Genomic DNA, 17638 nt, shown 5'->3' with positions numbered 1-17638 from the left:
AACCCTTGAATGCGCGAATGTTAGCCTTTGAAGCATCCACCGGGTAGCCGATTCCCGGCTGATCGCCAAAGGACATTCAACCATGAGCACGCTCCCCGCCACACCCGATCTCGCGCTTCACGCGTCGCCCATTCGCAAATTCTGGTTCGACGAAGTCCCTCCTCCCGCATCGCTTGCAGCCGAACGCCGGCACAGGCTCGAACGTCTTGCGGGCGCGTTCCGCCTGTTCGCGCGATACGGGTTCGATCAAGGTCTCGCAGGCCACATCACCGCACGCGACCCGGAATGGACCGATCACTTCTGGGTCAACCCGCTGGGCCGTCACTTTTCGCGCATGCGGGTTTCCGACTTGCTGCTCGTGAACAGCGAAGGCGAGATCGTGGTCGGCAAGGGTCCCGTCAACCAGGCTGCATTCGCCATCCACGCGGCGATTCATGAAGCGCGCCCGGATATTGTCGCGGCGGCCCATACGCATTCGCTATATGGCAAGGCATGGTCGACGCTTGGCCGCAAGCTCGATCCCCTGACGCAGGACTCATGCTCGTTCTATCAGGATCACGAACTATTCGATGATTTCCAGGGCGTCGTGCTCGACACCAAGGAAGGCTCACGCATTGCCGACGCACTCGGCACGAGCAAAGCGGTGATCCTGAAGAACCACGGCATTCTGACTGCGGGTCCGACCGTGGAAGCTGCCGCATGGTGGTATCTCGCGCTCGATAACGCGTGCCACACACAATTGCTCGCCGAGGCCGCAGGCACGCCGCAGCCCATTCCGCACGATGTCGCCGCGCTCACGCATGAACGCGTGGGACGACCGGGCGGCGCGCTGTTTTCATTCCAGAGCTTGTACGAAGGACTGGTCGAAGCCGAACCGGACCTGCTGGACTAATACTAAGCCTCAAGCGTGAACGCATTCGCCGTCCACGCTTGACTGCCTGTCTCAAGCCTTCGCGATTTGCGTATCCGATATCGCCCGAACATCGATCCGCCTTGGCAGGATCGCGTCGCGAAACGCGCTATCCGCCACCTTTTGCAGCGCCGCGATGTCGTTGTCCGCAACGAAGCGCTGCTTTAGCGCGGAACGCGCGGTGATGGTCTTGGCTGCATCGAGCGGAAGGCGGGTAAGCGATGCATACACGCGTGCGTATTCGTCAGGATTGGCAATCGCCCAATCGCCCGCACGCTGAAAGCGCTGCAGCACGTCGGCTATCGCAAGCCGTTTCAACGGGTTCGCCGCAGCCTCGCCCGACGCCGTAATGAACCCCAATCCACTATTGATCCCCGTGCCATCGCGCAGCACGCGCGCGCCATGTTGCACGGCGGTGCCGAAGTATGGATCGAACGTCGCCCATACATCGATACTGCCGGATGCGAACGCAGTGAACGCATCGACCGGCAACACGAATCTCACCGATACATCATTGCGCGAGAGCCCGGCCTCGGCGAGCGCGCCGTAAAGCTGGAACTGCGAAATGCTACCCCGCGCGGACGATACAAACACCGTGCGCCCCTTCAAGTCGGCGACGCTGCGCAGCGGCGAATTCGCGGGCACCAGGATGCCCAGTTGCGATCCGGAACCTACGCGCGTCGCGACGATCTTGAGCGTGGGATCTCCAACGGCCGCCGCCAGCACGGGCAGGTCGCCTGCCGGGGCGATATCGACAGCACCCGCGCGCTGCGCTTCGAAGAGTGGCGCCGCGCCCTGGAAATTGGCCCATTTGAAGGCGTACGGCGTGCCATCGAGAACTTTCGCGGCCTCGGCGAGCGCGCGCGTGCCGCCCGCCTGATCACCCAGAACGAGTGTGACTGAAGACAGCGCGGCATCCGCCGCCCTCGCTGAACGCATCGTCAACCCGCCAATTGCGGCAAAAGCTGGCACCGCTCCCAACAATCGCAACGCGCGACGCCTCGCGGCAAAAACCTCCGAACCAGCCATGTGCATAACCCTCGTGGACTTAATCAGTGTCCAGAGTAACGACGCGCATCCGCCTTGAGAATTATTCAATTCCCATATGGTTATGAGGCCGTACACCCTAAGCAATGCATGTTTTTATCGCGCAAAAAACACAAAAACACGTTGACTTCGTATCTTTAGATATATATCTTAAGATGTGTTTTACGATACTACGGAGTTTCACGATGAAACGTCATCACCTGCACGCACAAGATTCATCCGGTTTCGACGGCCGCTCGGCCCTTCATGCACTGTGGCACGCAATGAGCCGTCCCCATCGTCATCGTCACCACGGCGAAGACCGTTTCGGCGGCCGTGGTGGACACGGCGGCCCCGGTGGCTTTGGCCGCGGCGGTCCTGATGGATTCGGCGGAGGCCGCGGCGGATTTGGTGGCGGTCCGGGCGGGTTTGGCGGCGGCGAAGACGGCATGCCGCGCGGCCGTAAATTCACCTCCGACGACCTGCAGCTTCTCCTCCTAGCCCTGCTCGCGGAGCAAGCGCGCCACGGCTACGAGTTGATCAAGGCGCTCGAAGTCCGCTCGAACGGTTTCTACACGCCGAGTCCCGGCATGGTTTATCCGGCGCTGACCTACCTCGAAGAACTCGGTTACGCGACCGTCGAACTGGAAGGAAACCGCAAGCGTTATGCGCTCGCCGATCCGGGCCGCGAGCATCTGGCCGCCAACCGGGAACGCGTCGACGTCATGTTCGCGAAGCTCAGCCATTTTGCTCGCAAGATGGATTCAGTGCGCCGCGCGTTTGCTGGCGAAACGTCGGACGAAAACGGCGACGGCGACAATACGTGGTTGCCGGAATACATCCGCGCACGCCACGCGCTAAAGCACGCGCTGCTGATGCGCACCGAGGCCACTATTGAAGAACAACGCCGAATCGCAGCCATTCTCGCGCGCGCCACGGCTGAAATAGAAGGCAAGGCACCGAGCGATCCGGCTTGAGCCCAAATCCCGATCAAGGAAAGACAGCATGCAAAACAGACCCGATCTGGCGGTCGTCCGCGTTCGCCACACACTCAAATTCCGCCTGCTCCAGGTCAAGCGGGTTCATCTGGTAACGCCACATCTCGTTCGTGTCACGATGGGCGGCGAGGATCTTCACGACTTCGAATCCGCATCCTTCGATGATCACATCAAGGTGTTCTTTCCAGCACCCGGCGCCGATAAACCCGTGGTCCCCACGGCCGGCCCCAATGGACCCGTCTTTGCCGACGACCAGCCACGGCCGATCGCGCGCGATTTCACGCCGCGCCGTTTCGACCGTTCGGCTGGCGAGTTGGACATTGAATTCGCGCTGCACGAAGCAGGTCCGGCGGCGACCTGGGCCAAACAAGCCCAGGTTGGCCAGTACCTCGGTATTGGCGGCCCGCGCGGCTCGTTCACCATTCCCACGGGTTTCGACTGGCATCTTCTTATCGGCGATGAATCTGCGCTTCCCGCCATTGCACGCCGTCTGGAAGAGTTGCCAGCGGGAACGCGTGTTGCAGCGCTGATCGAAGTTGAAGACCCCTCGGCACGCATCGAATTCGATACCCAAGCCGACCTGTACGCTGAATGGCGTTACCGGAGCGAATCGGACTTCCCGGGCGGTGCGTTACTGCTCGCGTTGCGCGAAATGTATCTGCCTACTGGCGAAGGTTATGTCTGGGCGGCGGCCGAGTCGAGCGTGGTCCGTGCCGTGCGTCAGCATTTGTGCACGGAACGCGGTATCGATAAAACCCGTATCCGCGCCTCGAGCTACTGGAAGCGCGGGGCGGTTGCGGTTCATGAGTCTATCGACGACTAGTCGTTGAATTGCATGCGCCGCGTCCAAAAGAATAAATTTAATCAGGATGGCTATGTATAGTCTTGACACCAATCGCGAGCGGCGCCTGCTGTGGCTGCTTGCGCTGACGCAATTCACCATCATCATGGACTTCATGGTGATGATGCCGCTCGGCCCGCAAATCATGCGGAGCTTTCAGATTTCACCCGCTGCGTTCGCCACGGCGGTATCGGCGTACTCGTGGTGCTCGGGACTTTCCGGGCTGCTAGGCGCGACGTATATCGACCGGTTCGACCGGCGTCGTTTGTTGTTGGGCGTGTACGCGTTGTTTGCCTTGTCGAATCTTGCTTGCGCCTTCGCACCAAGTTTTTCTATCTTGCTGGTAGCACGGGCATTCGCAGGCATTACCGGCGGCATGCTGGGTTCGGTCGTGATGGCAATTGTCAGCGACGTCATTCCTATAGCAAGACGCGGCGCCGCGACGGGTACCATCATGACGGCGTTTTCGTTGGCGGCAGTGGCGGGTGTTCCGGCGGGCATCCTGCTTGGCGCCCACTTCGGGTGGTACACGCCGTTCATCTTGCTAACAGTGCTTTCGGTGCTGATCTGGCTCGGCTGCATGCGGGTTGTACCCGTGCTCGCAGAACATCTGGGAAGACAGCAGCCCGCATTGCGAAGCGTGTTGCCGTCGCTCTGGCGGCTGCTATCGAACCCTCGTTACATGAGTGCGTTCGCCATGACCTTCGTGGTCATGGGGTCGCAGATGCTGGTGATCCCGTTCATATCGCCTGTGCTGGTCGCCAATCACGGGGTGCAGCCAGCGCAACTCTCGTGGCTTTACATGGGCGGTGGCGCGGCGACGTTCTTCACTTCGCGTTTTATTGGCCGCCTGTCCGATCGATACGGCAGCCGCCACATGTTCCGCGTGATGGTCGCCGTGTCGCTTCTGCCGATCCTGTTCGTCACACACTTGCCTGCCCTGCCGTACATATTGCTGCTGCTGTTTTTCCCGGTGTTCATGGTGACAGTTTCGGGCCGGATGGTTCCCATGCAGGCATTGCTCACGACAGTTCCGGAGCCTGCAAACCGGGGCGCATTCCTCAGCACGAACAGCGCGCTGCAAGCGCTTGGCAGTGGCTGCGGTGCGTGGCTCGGGGGGTTGCTGCTATCGAATGGCGCTAACGGGACCATTCAAGGCTACGGCGTCAATGGATGGCTCGCGACCGTCTTAGTCGTGGCAGCGGCGATATGGGTCAGCCGTGTGAGGTCTTCTTCCGAGAAGCCGATGCAAGGCGCCGTTGCAGCCGAACCGCTGGGAGAGGCATAGAAGCAGCGCGGACCAGCTCGTTCAGTGGTCCGCCAGGCTACCCGAATATGCGTTGCACAACGCGCACAGAACCGGTAATCTGACCTCCACAACGCAACGAAACCCTGATTCAATTCAATGACGAAGCCCGCGCACATCTGCTCTGTTGATATCGAGTCCGACTCGATATTCAGCCGCGTGCGCGCCGCCCGTCCGTCTGCTTGTTCTGTTTCCCCACCTGTCGTTTCGCCCCCCGCATCTCCTCCGAACGCCGTGACCGCGGGCGCAGTAGCGCCTCCGAGTACGCACGTTCGCGGCTGATTTACAGCCACTGAATCCCGGCAACCGGCTCGACCGCTGCACCTTGCGTGCTTTAGCGGCTTGACCGTGTTTGCCCTGGTCATCTATTCCCTCGACAGGTGAATGAATCATGGTCTTTTTAAAAACCGCTTTCGCGGCCTGTGGCTCGACTGCGCTCTTCGTGTTGCTCTGGAGCAGCGGCGCGATCGTTTCAGAAACAGGGCTTCAGCACGCTCCCGCTTTGCCTTTTCTGGTCCTGCGTTTTGGGCTGGCTTCGGCGGTCCTCGCGTCCCTCGGCGCATGGCGCGGACGATGGTTGCCCGCGCCCGGAACGAGACTCCAAGTTGCGCTTACCGGCGGCTTGCTCACCGGCGGTTATTCCATCTCCTATCTGCTTGCACTTGACCATGGAATGACCCCCGGCATTCTCGCCACCATCCTCGGCGTTCAGCCTGTATTGACGCTTTTGCTTGTGGAACGATGCTTGACGATGCGGCGCGTGGGCGGCCTTTTTCTCGCCTTGATCGGCTTGTGTCTGGTCGTGCGGGGAGCGGGGGAAGCGGGAGACTTTCCGGCAATGGGATTGCTGTTCGCGTCCGCATCGCTCGTTTGCATGACGATCGGAGCCATTCTGCAGAAGCGCCTGAAGCAGGCGCCTATCGACGTATTGCCTTTGCAGAACGCAGTCAGCCTCGCGCTATGCGTGTTGTTCTTGCCGTTCCAGCCTTCGAGCATTGCCCTGGACACGGGCATGCTCTTGCCGCTGTTCTGGCTTGGCATCGTGATCTCGGTGTTTGCGCAGTTGTTGTTCTACCGCCTGGTGCGTGCAGGGAACCTCGTCAACGTGACGAGCCTGTTTTATCTCGTACCGATATGCACAGCGGTCATGGACTACGTGTTCCTCGGTAATCGCCTTGCCCCTGCCGGCGTTGCGGGCATGGCATTGATACTGGCCGGGCTGGTTCTCGTGTTTCGCGCGACGCCCGCAAACAGACGCTGATACTGCGCAGCTTGCTGGCGGCCGAAAACCATATCCCGGTCGCCAGCAATGATGAGGCTTACGACTTCACCGCGATCACATCGACCTCGACCAGCCATTCCGGTCGCGCGAGCGCCGTCACGGTAAGTCCCGTCGATACCGCGTGCACGCCTTTCAACCAGCGTCCGACCACCCGATACACCGCCTCGCGATAGCGCACATCAGTCAGGTAGATAGTCACCTTGCAGATGTCCTCAAGCTTGCTGCCTGCTTCTTCCAGCAGCATCTTCACATTGGCCATCGCCTTCTCGGCCTGCGCCGCGGCGTCGCCGATACCGACCGATTCGTAGGTATCGATGTCCTGACCAATCTGACCGCGCAGAAAGATCATGTTGCCGGCTACAACGGCTTGCGCAAGATCGTTATCGAGCGATTGTTCGGGGTAAGTGATTTTCGTGTTGAACGGACGAATGCGAGTGTGTTCCATGGTGTCTCGTAGAGAATAAAATTAATGCGTCAGGATGCGCGACAAGAACAGCCGTGCGCGTTCTGACTTCGCGCCTGCAAAAAATTCATCGGCTTTGGCGTCCTCCACGATCGCGCCGCTCTCCATGAAGACGACGCGATCCGCCACCTTTCGCGCAAAGCCCATCTCGTGCGTGACGACCATCATGGTCATGCCCTCGCGCGCGAGATCCACCATCACGTCGAGCACTTCGTTCACCATCTCGGGATCGAGGGCGGACGTGGGTTCATCGAAGAGCATGGCAGCCGGGTCCATCGATAACGCGCGGACGATCGCCACGCGTTGCTGTTGCCCGCCCGATAACTGCCCGGGAAACTTCCTGGCATGATCACGCAAACCGACGCGCGCGAGCAGCGTCAACGCCTTGGCTTCCGCTTCATCGCGACGCCGGCCCAGCACTTTGACCTGCGCAAGCGCCACGTTGTCGAGCACGCTCATATGCGGGAAAAGCTCAAAGTGCTGGAACACCATGCCCACGCGCGCACGCAAAGCGGACAGGCGTGTGGAAGGCGCACCGACCGATACGCCGTCCACAATGATCTCGCCCGACTGGAACGGTTCGAGTCCGTTCACGCATTTGATCAAGGTGCTTTTGCCCGACCCTGACGGACCGCATACAACGACGACTTCACCCTTGGCAACTTCGGTCGTGCATGTATCGAGCACCTTGAACGCGCCGTATTGCTTGCTGATCTGGTGGATGTGAATCATGCGAGCTCGATGATGCTTAGCGACGGTTATCGAAATAACCTGCGCGGATGGCGCTGCCAATCAGATTCAAAATCAGCCGCCCTGCCGTGACACACGAGATCTGGTTCACATCTTTCTCAGGCTGGATCTCGACAATATCCATCCCCACCACGCGACCCTTCTTGACCAGGCCGTGAATCAGTTTGCGGGCTTGCAGGAAAGTCACGCCACCAGGCGCCGGGCCAGCAACTGCGGGCATGACGGAAGGATCGAGGCCATCGGCGTCGATGGTCAGGTAGTAGTTGCCGCCATCCGGAATGCGCGCGAGCACTGCGTCCATACCGACATCGTGAAGCTCGTAAGCGGTGATCAGGTCCGAGCCATAAGCCTTGGCCGCGCGAAATTCCTCTGGGCGTCCGCTGCCCTGCGCACGCAGTCCGATCTGGACGATCTTCGCGACATGCTTCATTTCCGATGCACGGCGGATCGGGCTCGAAAGACCATCACGCACGCCGTTCACTTCGTCGCGCCAGTCGAGATGAGCATCGACGTGAACCAGCGTGATCGGGCCGAGACTGTCGAACGCGCGCAGCACCGGCGTGGTAATGCCGTGATCGCCACCCATCACAATAGGCAATGCACCCGCCGCCAGGATCTTGCGCACGACTTGCTCGACGCGTTCGTAATGACTGCCCGGGGCGGCGAGATCGGCGATCACATCGCCGCAATCGACAAAGCGGATATCCGTGCGCTCCTGCAGCAACGGACCATCGATATCGAAATCGTAGTGGCCCGGCGAACGCACCACACGGTCAGTAGCCTGGCGGATCGCGGTGGGTGCGTTGGTCTGGTCGTTGGTGAAATCGGCAGCGGAATAGGCCGATCCATAAGGCATGCCGAGCACGGCAATGTCCGCGTCGAGATTGTCGAGGTCCATCGCCAGATCGGAATAGAGCAGCGTCTTGTGGCCGGTCTTCGGAGGAACGGTGAGTGGTTTTGTCATAATCAGGAATCCTTTATTAAATGGGTTATCTACTGCAAGGGACGCGCGGCATCAGACGCGCCGGTATCGGGTTGCGTATCGCTCCGACCATTGCCCGGCTACGTCTAGCAGCACGCTGCACAGCCAGTAGATGAGCGCGGTAGTGCCGAGCACTTCGACGTACGCGAAGGTATCGGCGGTGAGCAGGTTGCTTTGATAAGTCAGCTCCGTCAGGCTCATCACCGAGAATATGGACGAGTCCTTGAACATCATGATCGTGAGACTGGTCGTGGCCGGCGCAAGAAAACCGAAGATCTGCGGCAACACCACGTGACGCTGCACCTGAAGCCCCGATAACCCGAGCGAGCGGGCGGCCTGCACTTGTCCGTGCGCAAGGCTGCCGAATGCGGCACGCAGGATTTCGCTGAAGTAACCGCCTGTGTAGAACGCTGTAGCCGCTACCCCGATGGCAAACGCAGGCATCGAGACGCCCAGCTTCGGCAAGCCGAAGAAGCTCAGATAGACGAGTATCAGAAACGGTACATTGCGCACGAACTCCACATACGAGAGCGCCACTGCCCGCAACACGCGCCATGTCGAAGCACGAAAGTATGCGGCAACGGTGCCCGCCACGATCCCGAGTGGAATGCCGAGTACGCAGACCTGGGCGGTGACCTTCAGTCCCTTTAGAAGTGGAAGAATCGACGATTGAACGATAGCCAGATCAATGGACATTAGGCAGTACCTTCGCAACACGGCGTTCAAGTCCACGCGATGCCGACGACGCAATGAACAGAATCGCGAAGTAGACGGCGGCCGTCGCGGAAAACACCTGCAGCGGCAAATTGGTCTGCAGCGTGGCGTCGCGTGCGACCGTTGCGAGATCGTGCACCGCGATGATCGACATGAGCGAAGACGCCTTCAGCAGCATCGTGAATTCGTTGGTCAGCGGCGGGATGGATCGATAAAAGAGCTGCGGAAACACGATGTATCGCCATGCTTGAAACGCAGGCATGCCGAGCGCACGCGCCGCCGGAATCTGCCCGCGGCCAAGCGAGTTCAATGCGCCACGCAAGATCTCCGAGACATACGCCGCAGTGTTCAACGCAAGCGCAAGAATGCCTGCCTGCAGTGGCGATATGTTCAGGTTGAGCACCGCGGGTAGCACGTAATACGCGACCAGCATCTGAATCAGCGCGGGTGTACCGCGTATCACGCTGACATAAAGAATGACGAGCCACGCGAGTGCGCGGCCGCCATGCTGTCGCACGAGCAGCAACACCGCGCCAATCCCGATACCAAGCACGAACGCCGCCACGCTCGATAGAATCGTCGTGATAGCGCCCGCAATGACATCGTGAAAAAACGGCGCGAGCACGGCGAGCTGACTGCTTAGGAAAGCGAACATGCAGCGCTCCGCCTCAGACCGCACCTTCAGGCAAATAGCCGCTGGTCGGCAAGTTCATGGTGTAGCCGAACCACTTTTTCTGCATCTGCGCGAGCTGGCCGCTCTTGGTCAGTTCCGCGAGCGACGTATTGATGAACGTCCGAATCTCAAGGTCCTGCGGGTTGGCGACCCACGCAAGCATCTTCGGCTCGCCAATCTTGCCGATGACGCGGAACTGTCCCGGCTCTTTCTTCATCAACACGGCAACGACGTTCGACGGCATGATGCCGACGTCTAGCGTCTTGTTCGTCAGCGCGACCATCACGTCGGGATAAGCCTGGAACAGTTTGATATCTGCGTAACCGGCGCCTTTGGTTTTTAATTGTGTATCGAAGGCTTGCGCGATGGGTTGCGATGACGAACCCATCTGCGTGCCGACCACACGGCCTGCAGCATCTTCGGCTTTTGAAATGGCGCTATCGTTTGAACGCACTACCAGGACTGTATCGACAACACCTACGGGCTCAGAGAACGCAAACCGTTTCGCGCGTTCCGGATTGATGCCGACGCTCGTTGCGACGAAGTCGAACTTGTGTGTCATCAGGCCGGGCAACAAGCCCTGGAACGGCAGGTTGACCTGGTTCAGCGTAACGCCCAGCTTGCTTGCCATGTATTCCAGAATATCGTGACCGTAGCCCACCACCTTGCCGTTTTCAACGAACTCGTAGGGCTCGTAAGCCGCCTCGGTGCCGACTGTAAGTTTGCCCCGCTTGCGGATGTCTGCAAGCGTTCCGCCTTCCGCGAACGCAAGGGAGGGCAAGGCCATCGCAAGCAAAACGCCGCCTGCGATGGTGATGAATTTGCGGCGGTTGAGCGTGCTCATATGATTTCCCCGGATCGTTAAAAGCTTTGATGAGGGAAATGTAGGCAGTCAAAAAAGTTTTGAAAAACCATTTTTTCGCGGTTATGGTTCCGGAAACCGAAACCTTTCGAAGCCCGCCCCGATGAAAAAAATGGATCTGACCGAGCGCGACCTGCGATCGCTTCGCGTGTTTTGCGCGGCAGCGCAGGCGAGCGGATTCGCGGCGGCGGAGCGGGCTTTATCGATGTCGAAGGCGTCGATCAGCAGGCATATCAACGAGGTCGAGGCGCATCTCGGACTGAAGCTGTGCGAGCGGGGCCCCGGCGGGTTTCAGTTGACGGAAGGCGGCGAAGTTGCGCTCAGGGTGGCGATGCAGGCGCTCGAAGCGCTGGAGCGCATCAAACCGGAAGTCGATGCCGTGCGCGGAATCTTGTCCGGGCCGCTGCTGCTCGGCACTTCCGAACATGTGCTTACGCACGAGGGATGCCGGATATCGGAAGCGCTTGGGGAGTTGCATCGAATTGCGCCGCTGGTCAGGCCGTCGTTGTCGGTCATGACATTCAGCGACCTTGGTGCCGCACTTACTGAGCGGCGTGTGCAAATAGCAATACGCGGCGCTTATAAAAGAATTCGCGCCTTTCGGCATTACCCGCTTTTCACGGAGACGCATCGCGTGTTTTACCGGCCGGCAGCGGCAGGCGAAATACGTGCAAATGAAAATACGCGCGTTTTACCGCTTGCGTACCGGCCTCATCCGTTCGTCGAGGACGCGCTCGCGACGCAAGGATTCACACAGGGACTCGAAGTCAGCGGGCTAGAAGCGGTTGCCATGATGGTCGCCACCGGCCGCCACGTTGGCTTGTTGCCCGAGCACTATGCGGCACAACTTTCGCCGCGTTATGAGTTCGCGGTCCTGCCTGAATCTCCCGTTTATTCGATGCCCTTTTGCGCCATCGTGGAAGAAGCGCGACCCTTGACTCGCAGCGCGGAGGCGTTTTTAGATCTTCTACTAGAGGCGCATCGCTGAGATCAGGCGCTTCCCGCGGACAACTCGACGCTTGCAGGTTTTCCCCAGCGTACGGTTGCGAGCAGCGACGCCGCAACGATCAGACCGCCACCGACCCAGGCAGTTAGCGAAATTCTCTCACCCAGCCAAAGGCACGCAAACAACGCGCCGAACGCAGGCTCGCTGCCCATCAACAACGCGACGCGCGTGGGGCTGCTGCGTTTGATTGCGTAGTTCTGGGCGAAAAATGCAAACAGCGTGCACGCGAGCACCAGATAAAAGATGCTGGTCCAGAATGGCACATGTCCCGCGAAGGAAGGCACATGCTGCAACTGCTGCGGTGCGAACACGAGCGCCACGGCAGCGCTGCCGAACGCAACGACGCCCGATTGCACCGCCGTGACTGACAACGGCGGCAGCGCCGAATCGCGCATCACGCGCTTGGTCACGCAAACGTTGAGTGCACGCAAAAATGCAGCGACGAGTATTAGCGCATCGCCGGGATTGAAAACGAAGGTTCCGTCGTCCGCAAGCAACCATGCGCCCAAAAGCGAGAGCACGACCGCGCCCCATTCCATGCGGCCCGGCTTGCGCTTAAGCAGAAACCACTCGACCATCGGCGTCAGCACCACGCACAAGCTGATCAAAAATGCGGCGTTAGCTGCACGCGTGAGCAACACGCCAAATGTTTCGCATAGAAAAATACCGAGCAACAACATCCCCGCGATAAACACGCCGCGCAGCGTGCGTGCGTCGGCATGACGCAAATGGCGCAATGCGGGCGACAACACCAGGAACGTCATGCCGAACCGCAGCGTCAACAAGCCGAGCACGGGATAAACCACAAGTGCATTCTTGACGACGCCATAGCTCGTGCCCCATACCAAGGCGACCACCAGCAGCATTAAATCGGAGACTAATAACAGGCGATCTTGCTTCTGCATGTCGGACCTCTATGGAAAAGTCCGTATTGTCTAGCGTTGCGCTTGCGGTGATAATCGGGCCGCCGTGCACAGCCTTTATGTCGCAGATGCATTAATCCGGAATCGCCGATGAACCCAGCAGAACTGTTTGCTTTGTTACCGGACATGGCCGTATTTGCGCGTGTCGTAGATTGCGGCAATTTTTCGGTCGCCGCGCGCCAGCTTGGCAGCACGCCTTCAACGGTGAGCCGTCAGATCAAGCGTCTGGAGGAAGCGTTGGCAACCCGCCTGCTCGAACGGTCCACGCGCAAGGTGCGGGTCACCGAATCGGGCGAGCACGTGGTTCGATATTGCCGCGATATCGTCGGCGCGGCATCAGGCGCCGTGGATGCAGCCGGCTCACTGGTTGGCCGGCCGCAAGGCAAGGTAAGCCTCAGTGCGCCCACCGCTTTTGCCAAAACGGTGATCCATCCACTCGTGCCGGGATTCTTGCGCATGTATGAGGAAGTCGATTTGCAATTGCTTTACGCCGATTATGAAGTCGACCCGCTTCACGACGACATCGATCTGGTAATCCGGCTCACGGAGCAACCGCCGCCCGGTTTGGCAGGACGGCAGTTAGGTTCGGTACGTTGGGTATTGTGTGCGTCGCCCGCTTATTTGAAGGCGCGCAGCACGCCAACGCATCCGCGCGACCTGGTGCAGCATGATTGTTTGTATCTGGGTGAGACCGCCGATGACAACCGCTGGCGTTTCCGGCGTGGCTCCGAAACGCAAACGGTCGAGGTTCATGGCCGTTACATAGCGAATCATGCGGGCGCGCGTCTAGAGGCTGCGCTGCAGGATTTCGGCATTGCCAACTTGCCTGAATTCACCGCCGCGGACGCGTTGGCACGTGGCGAACTGGTGCAGGTCCTCAAGGACTGGACTTTGGAGGCGCGGGCTTACGTCGGCGCGGTGTGGCTGCTCTATCCGCCGAACAGGTTTTTACCGCCCAAAGTCAGGGTGCTGATCGACTATCTGGTCGAGAAAGGTGTCGGGGCTTGAGCGCGTCAAGATCGAAAGCGCTTAAGCGCTTCAATTAGAGACGCAGCCTCGCTTCTATATACTCAAATCACCGAAACTCCACGGCAATCATCATGGCTCATACGCTTTCAACCAGCGAACAGCGCGCATCGTCCAGTCGTGTACGGCTGGATTCGGATGCAATCATGCAGGCACGGATCGAGCTCGCGGCGTGTTTCCAACTCGCTGCACAGCGCGGATTCGAGGAAGGCGTCTGCAATCATTTCTCGGCGGTTGTACCGGGACATGACGACTTGTTCTTCGTGAATCCCTACGGCTATGCATTCGCGGAAATCACAGCGTCGCGCCTGCTGGTCTGTGATTTCGAAGGGCATGTGATTGACGGCGAAGGCAAACCCGAAGCAACGGCATTTTTTATCCATGCTCGCCTGCATCGAGCAAAACCCCGCATCAAAGCGGCCTTTCATACGCATATGCCGAACGCGACTGCGCTGTGCCTGCTCGAAGGGCCGCCGCTTCTCTGGCTGGGCCAAACCGCGCTGAAGTTTTATGGCCGTACTGCGGTGGATGAGGATTACAACGGCCTCGCGCTGGACACGTCGGAAGGCGATCGCATTGCATCGGCAATGGGCGATGCCGACGTGCTCTTTCTCAAGAACCATGGCGTGATGGTGGGCGGTGCGAGCATCGCTGAAGCCTGGGACGATCTGTATTATTTGGAGCGCGCGGCGGAGGTACAGCTCAAGGCCATGGCAAGCAACCGGCCGATCAAACCCATACCGCACGACGTGGCGCAGCGCGCTTATGAACAAATGCGCCTGGGAGACGCAGAAAGTGCGCGTGCGCATCTTGACAGTGCACTGCGTATCTTGCGCAGCGAGGGAAACAGATTCGAGCAATAGGCCTTGGCGCGCATCAGGAAAATGGCGGTAGGCACGCTGCCGCCATCGGTTGAACTACAACCACTTCTGAGGCCATCGGTGGCGACGCACGAAGTTGTTGAAAACCAGCGCGATCATGAGGAGCAGGCAAACACCGGCAAACACCGGGACAAAGAAAAATGCCACCGAAGCATTGCCACTCAACATGATCACGAGCGGATCGGCGCCCGCCGGCGGATGCACACAACGTCCAAGCTGCATGAGCCCGATAGCGATTCCCACGGCCAGCGCCATCTGCCATATTCCCGGTCCCGCGATCCAGACCATCGCAAGCCCGACTGCAGTAGAAAGCAAATGCCCGAAGACCAGATTGCGCGGCTGGGCAAAGGCACTGTCGGGCGCGCCAAAAAGCAGGACGCTCGACGCACCAAATGGCGCTATCACCAGCGGACTGCTGGTCACATGCCCAAGCCATGCAATCAATGCTATTGCACACGTCCCGCCAAGAAAACCGAATAGTGCCTGTTTAAATTGGGTTGGATGATGAACGGCTGGCGCCGCTCTAACTGTCTGCTCGCTCATAAGGTCTAGCGTCCTCGCCGTCAGGCACGCCGGTCAGTGATTCCCGACGTGCCTGCTACGTTATGCCTTCTTATAACGGGCAGCTTCTTCAGAGCCCTTCGTCGCATTGCCTGCGCTGTACGAGTGAGCGCCCACGCCGGCGAGACGGCCACCATCGACGATCAGATACTCGTCGCGAATCGGTTCGTTGGCGAACCAGCATTCGAGGATCTCGCGCGTTCCCGCTGCATAACGGGCCTGTGCGGAAAGCGTCGTGCCCGACGTATGCGGCGTCATGCCCTGGTTCGGCATGGTGCGCCACGGATGATCGGCAGGCGCCGGTTGCGGGAACCACACATCACCCGCGTAACCTGCCAGTTGACCGCTTTCCAGTGCACGCACGATGGCGTCGCGATCCACGATCTTGCCGCGTGCCGTGTTGATGATGTATGCGCCGCGCTTCATCTTGTTGATCATCGCTTCGTCGAAGAGATGCTCGGTTTCCGGATGCAGCGGACAGTTGATAGTGACGATATCGCAGACCTTCGCCATGGACTCGGCAGTCGGGTGCCACGTAGCGCCCAACTCGCGCTCGACAGCTTCCGGCAAACGGTGACGGTCCGTGTAATGCAGTTTCACGTCGAACGGCTTGAGGCGGCGCAGCACGGCTGCACCAATGCGGCCGGCCGCGACCGTGCCCACGTTCATGCCTTCCAGATCGTATGCACGCGACACGCAATCCGCAATATTCCAGCCGCCCTTCTTGACCCACTCATGCGACGGCAGATAGTTACGAACTTGCGACAGGATCATCATGACAACATGTTCAGCCACGCTGATGCTGTTGCAGAATGTCACTTCGGCAACGGTAATGCCGCGGTCGATAGCAGCTTGCAAATCGACGTGATCCGAACCAATACCAGCGGTCAGCGCGAGCTTCAGCTTCGGCGCCTTTGCGATGCGTTCCGCCGTCAGGTACGCGGGCCAGAACGGCTGCGAGATGACAATTTCGGCATCTTCGAGTTCGCGCTCGAACGTGGAGTTCGGCCCGTCCTTGTCCGAGGTGACAACCAGTGTGTGGCCCTGTGATTCAAGGAACTTGCGCAGGCCCAGTTCACCCGACACGCTACCCAGCAATTCGCCCGGTTTGAAATCGATTGCCTTGGGCGTCGGCGCGCTTTGGCCGTCGTGATACTTCGTGATGTTCGGTACATCATCCCGTGCATACTTCTTCGGCATGCCATCAACGGGATCATCGTATAAAACGCACAGAACCTTGGCCATGATTGTCTCCACTCCACTTTGATTTGATTAACACCGGCGCTTCTGGCGAAAGGCGCCGCCTCGTCGAACATGAGGTTGGTACGTCGACAAGGTTCAGTGTCTACAAGTCGCAGTAGTGGGTCCAATCGTTTGGATGGATCACTTGATAAGCCCTTGTTATCAAGGCAGGCGAATGGGCGCGCAGACTCGATCGTGCGGGCTCAGGCAGTCTGGGCAGCAGCCGGCATGAGAGCGTCGAAGTCGCGCTGAAGATTGAGTTGCTCGACCGAGCGCCACATGGCGGCAACAAGCGGCGGCAGCGCATTGCGGCTGCGCGCAATCAAGCCAATGCCGCGCGTCAATTCGGGAAGCAGGAGCGACGCACGTATGTCGTTACCCGAGGGAAGCACGCTAAGCAGGCTATGAGGGAATACGCTATACAGGCCGGCGTGCTGAATATGAGCATAAAGAGAGAGCAGCGAGTCAGTCTCCAGCACTACGCGGGGCTGCACGTTCCCACGCCGGAATGCCGCGTTGATCACCTGACGGTTCTGCATGGTCGATGTGAGCAGCCCTAACGGCAACTCACCGACATCGCTCCATGACTGTATGGGCGCGCGAAAGCTGTCCTCCGCGCTTGCGGGAGACAACAGTACATAACGTTCGAGATAAAGCGGCAGGACGCTGAAACCGGCTTGCACCTGATCGTCGAGGTAAGTCAGGCCTACGTCGAGTTCGTACTCGTCGAGCTGACGAAGTATGGCGTCGGAACTCAGCGAACGAACCTCATAGCGCATATCCGGATGCTCGCGCATGCAAGGCGCAAGCATCCGCGCGGTGACCGGAATAATGGTCGGAATAGCCCCTATGCGAAGGGTCCCGATAAGTTTGACCTGCGCGGCAGAAGCATCGTGGCGCATGTTCTGAAGCGACGCCAACGTTTGCTTGGCCCACCCGAGCACGCGCTCGCCGTCTTCGGTGAAGCCCACGAACCGCCGTGTCCGTTCGACAATGACGAGACCCAGTTCTGTCTCAAGAGTCCGAATAGCCGATGACAACGCCGGCTGGGATACGTGGCACGCTTCTGCTGCCCGCGCGAAATGCTTCTCCCTTGCCAACGTGACGAGATACTCGAGCTGGCGAATGAACATCGCTTTCCTTGGTTGGCTGTTATCCGTCGAGATCCTTCATGCACCCTCGCATCCACGTG

19 protein-coding genes are annotated in these 17638 nt (G+C 59.4%); 8 read left to right on the top strand and 11 right to left on the bottom strand.

From position 1 onward, the window contains the following. The first annotated feature begins 82 nt into the window (after positions 1 to 82). Complete coding sequence (locus tag HB633_RS09920) at positions 83 to 892, top strand: class II aldolase/adducin family protein (RefSeq protein ID WP_213777930.1); 810 nt, start codon at positions 83 to 85, stop codon at positions 890 to 892. A gap of 51 nt (positions 893 to 943) precedes the next feature. Here HB633_RS09920 and HB633_RS09915 read toward each other — a convergent pair whose 3' ends face one another. Beyond that, positions 944 to 1939, bottom strand: a complete 996-nt coding sequence (locus tag HB633_RS09915; RefSeq protein WP_213777929.1) for an ABC transporter substrate-binding protein — start codon at positions 1937 to 1939, stop codon at positions 944 to 946. Positions 1940 to 2220: 281 nt separating this feature from the next. Here HB633_RS09915 and HB633_RS09910 point away from each other — a divergent pair, with 281 nt between their 5' ends. The 4 genes from HB633_RS09910 to HB633_RS09895 all read left to right on the top strand — a co-directional run bounded on the left by HB633_RS09910 (position 2221) and on the right by HB633_RS09895 (position 6342). Beyond that, the gene (locus HB633_RS09910; protein ID WP_213778208.1) at positions 2221 to 2913 is read left to right on the top strand and encodes a PadR family transcriptional regulator; all 693 of its coding nucleotides are present in this window, start codon (positions 2221 to 2223) and stop codon (positions 2911 to 2913) included. Between the two features lie 28 nt (positions 2914 to 2941). Next, on the top strand, positions 2942 to 3757 hold the full coding sequence (locus HB633_RS09905; RefSeq protein WP_213777928.1) for a siderophore-interacting protein: 816 nt from the start codon (positions 2942 to 2944) through the stop codon (positions 3755 to 3757). 52 nt (positions 3758 to 3809) lie between these two features. Next, positions 3810 to 5063, top strand: a complete 1254-nt coding sequence (locus tag HB633_RS09900) for an MFS transporter (protein WP_213777927.1) — start codon at positions 3810 to 3812, stop codon at positions 5061 to 5063. Positions 5064 to 5472: 409 nt separating this feature from the next. Then, the gene (locus HB633_RS09895; RefSeq protein ID WP_213777926.1) at positions 5473 to 6342 is read left to right on the top strand and encodes a DMT family transporter; all 870 of its coding nucleotides are present in this window, start codon (positions 5473 to 5475) and stop codon (positions 6340 to 6342) included. Between the two features lie 58 nt (positions 6343 to 6400). Here the strand turns inward: HB633_RS09895 and HB633_RS09890 are convergent, their stop codons facing one another. From HB633_RS09890 to HB633_RS09865, 6 genes are read right to left on the bottom strand one after another with little or no spacing between them, the layout of a single operon-like run. Beyond that, entirely contained in the window at positions 6401 to 6808 is a 408-nt protein-coding gene (locus HB633_RS09890) for a RidA family protein (protein WP_213777925.1), read from the bottom strand. 21 nt (positions 6809 to 6829) lie between these two features. Continuing rightward, positions 6830 to 7558, bottom strand: a complete 729-nt coding sequence (locus tag HB633_RS09885; RefSeq protein WP_213777924.1) for an amino acid ABC transporter ATP-binding protein — start codon at positions 7556 to 7558, stop codon at positions 6830 to 6832. 16 nt (positions 7559 to 7574) lie between these two features. Next, positions 7575 to 8540: an agmatinase gene (locus HB633_RS09880; RefSeq protein ID WP_213777923.1), complete on the bottom strand. Its 966-nt coding sequence runs from the start codon at positions 8538 to 8540 to the stop codon at positions 7575 to 7577. Positions 8541 to 8591: 51 nt separating this feature from the next. Further along, positions 8592 to 9254: an amino acid ABC transporter permease gene (locus HB633_RS09875; RefSeq protein ID WP_213777922.1), complete on the bottom strand. Its 663-nt coding sequence runs from the start codon at positions 9252 to 9254 to the stop codon at positions 8592 to 8594. Beyond that, the gene (locus HB633_RS09870) at positions 9244 to 9927 is read right to left on the bottom strand and encodes an amino acid ABC transporter permease (RefSeq protein ID WP_213777921.1); all 684 of its coding nucleotides are present in this window, start codon (positions 9925 to 9927) and stop codon (positions 9244 to 9246) included. Before HB633_RS09870 ends, HB633_RS09875 begins: the two co-directional genes overlap by 11 nt. A gap of 13 nt (positions 9928 to 9940) precedes the next feature. Beyond that, positions 9941 to 10789, bottom strand: coding sequence for a transporter substrate-binding domain-containing protein (locus HB633_RS09865; RefSeq protein WP_213777920.1), 849 nt, complete (start codon positions 10787 to 10789; stop codon positions 9941 to 9943). 121 nt (positions 10790 to 10910) lie between these two features. On the opposite strand from HB633_RS09865, the gene HB633_RS09860 reads away from it, so the two are divergent. Beyond that, the gene (locus tag HB633_RS09860; protein ID WP_213777919.1) at positions 10911 to 11795 is read left to right on the top strand and encodes a LysR family transcriptional regulator; all 885 of its coding nucleotides are present in this window, start codon (positions 10911 to 10913) and stop codon (positions 11793 to 11795) included. Positions 11796 to 11797: 2 nt separating this feature from the next. On the opposite strand, the gene HB633_RS09855 is transcribed toward HB633_RS09860, so the two are convergent. After that, positions 11798 to 12718, bottom strand: a complete 921-nt coding sequence (locus HB633_RS09855) for a DMT family transporter (protein WP_213777918.1) — start codon at positions 12716 to 12718, stop codon at positions 11798 to 11800. A 108-nt stretch (positions 12719 to 12826) separates the two neighbouring features. Between HB633_RS09855 and HB633_RS09850 the strand changes: the two genes are divergently transcribed. Beyond that, positions 12827 to 13744, top strand: coding sequence for a LysR family transcriptional regulator (locus tag HB633_RS09850; RefSeq protein ID WP_213777917.1), 918 nt, complete (start codon positions 12827 to 12829; stop codon positions 13742 to 13744). 92 nt (positions 13745 to 13836) lie between these two features. Continuing rightward, positions 13837 to 14625, top strand: a complete 789-nt coding sequence (locus HB633_RS09845) for an aldolase (RefSeq protein ID WP_213777916.1) — start codon at positions 13837 to 13839, stop codon at positions 14623 to 14625. Positions 14626 to 14679: 54 nt separating this feature from the next. Here HB633_RS09845 and HB633_RS09840 read toward each other — a convergent pair whose 3' ends face one another. The 3 genes from HB633_RS09840 to HB633_RS09830 all read right to left on the bottom strand — a co-directional run bounded on the left by HB633_RS09840 (position 14680) and on the right by HB633_RS09830 (position 17579). After that, positions 14680 to 15066: an HPP family protein gene (locus HB633_RS09840; RefSeq protein WP_213777915.1), complete on the bottom strand. Its 387-nt coding sequence runs from the start codon at positions 15064 to 15066 to the stop codon at positions 14680 to 14682. A gap of 180 nt (positions 15067 to 15246) precedes the next feature. After that, a complete protein-coding gene (locus HB633_RS09835) occupies positions 15247 to 16449 on the bottom strand; it encodes an NAD-dependent formate dehydrogenase (protein WP_213777914.1) in 1203 nt (400 codons plus the stop codon). Between the two features lie 200 nt (positions 16450 to 16649). Then, the gene (locus tag HB633_RS09830) at positions 16650 to 17579 is read right to left on the bottom strand and encodes a LysR family transcriptional regulator (protein WP_213777913.1); all 930 of its coding nucleotides are present in this window, start codon (positions 17577 to 17579) and stop codon (positions 16650 to 16652) included. Between the last annotated feature and the right edge of the window lie 59 nt (positions 17580 to 17638).

Origin of the sequence: Caballeronia sp. dw_276, from assembly GCF_018449635.1 — a bacterium.
In the GTDB taxonomy this organism is placed as follows: Bacteria; Pseudomonadota; Gammaproteobacteria; order Burkholderiales; family Burkholderiaceae; genus Caballeronia.
The sequence above is the reverse complement of the archived record's forward strand: the minus strand, read 5'-3'. Positions and strand labels throughout refer to the sequence as shown.

Excerpts from the sequence above, each read along its gene's own strand:
- HB633_RS09920 (WP_213777930.1), top strand. The coding sequence starts at position 83 with ATGAGCACGCTCCCCGCCACACCCGATCTCGCGCTTCACGCGTCGCCC.
- HB633_RS09915 (WP_213777929.1), bottom strand. The coding sequence starts at position 1,939 with ATGGCTGGTTCGGAGGTTTTTGCCGCGAGGCGTCGCGCGTTGCGATTG.
- HB633_RS09910 (WP_213778208.1), top strand. The coding sequence starts at position 2,221 with ATGAGCCGTCCCCATCGTCATCGTCACCACGGCGAAGACCGTTTCGGC.
- HB633_RS09905 (WP_213777928.1), top strand. The coding sequence starts at position 2,942 with ATGCAAAACAGACCCGATCTGGCGGTCGTCCGCGTTCGCCACACACTC.
- HB633_RS09900 (WP_213777927.1), top strand. The coding sequence starts at position 3,810 with ATGTATAGTCTTGACACCAATCGCGAGCGGCGCCTGCTGTGGCTGCTT.
- HB633_RS09895 (WP_213777926.1), top strand. The coding sequence starts at position 5,473 with ATGGTCTTTTTAAAAACCGCTTTCGCGGCCTGTGGCTCGACTGCGCTC.
- HB633_RS09890 (WP_213777925.1), bottom strand. The coding sequence starts at position 6,808 with ATGGAACACACTCGCATTCGTCCGTTCAACACGAAAATCACTTACCCC.
- HB633_RS09885 (WP_213777924.1), bottom strand. The coding sequence starts at position 7,558 with ATGATTCACATCCACCAGATCAGCAAGCAATACGGCGCGTTCAAGGTG.
- HB633_RS09880 (WP_213777923.1), bottom strand. The coding sequence starts at position 8,540 with ATGACAAAACCACTCACCGTTCCTCCGAAGACCGGCCACAAGACGCTG.
- HB633_RS09875 (WP_213777922.1), bottom strand. The coding sequence starts at position 9,254 with ATGTCCATTGATCTGGCTATCGTTCAATCGTCGATTCTTCCACTTCTA.
- HB633_RS09870 (WP_213777921.1), bottom strand. The coding sequence starts at position 9,927 with ATGTTCGCTTTCCTAAGCAGTCAGCTCGCCGTGCTCGCGCCGTTTTTT.
- HB633_RS09865 (WP_213777920.1), bottom strand. The coding sequence starts at position 10,789 with ATGAGCACGCTCAACCGCCGCAAATTCATCACCATCGCAGGCGGCGTT.
- HB633_RS09860 (WP_213777919.1), top strand. The coding sequence starts at position 10,911 with ATGAAAAAAATGGATCTGACCGAGCGCGACCTGCGATCGCTTCGCGTG.
- HB633_RS09855 (WP_213777918.1), bottom strand. The coding sequence starts at position 12,718 with ATGCAGAAGCAAGATCGCCTGTTATTAGTCTCCGATTTAATGCTGCTG.
- HB633_RS09850 (WP_213777917.1), top strand. The coding sequence starts at position 12,827 with ATGAACCCAGCAGAACTGTTTGCTTTGTTACCGGACATGGCCGTATTT.
- HB633_RS09845 (WP_213777916.1), top strand. The coding sequence starts at position 13,837 with ATGGCTCATACGCTTTCAACCAGCGAACAGCGCGCATCGTCCAGTCGT.
- HB633_RS09835 (WP_213777914.1), bottom strand. The coding sequence starts at position 16,449 with ATGGCCAAGGTTCTGTGCGTTTTATACGATGATCCCGTTGATGGCATG.
- HB633_RS09830 (WP_213777913.1), bottom strand. The coding sequence starts at position 17,579 with ATGTTCATTCGCCAGCTCGAGTATCTCGTCACGTTGGCAAGGGAGAAG.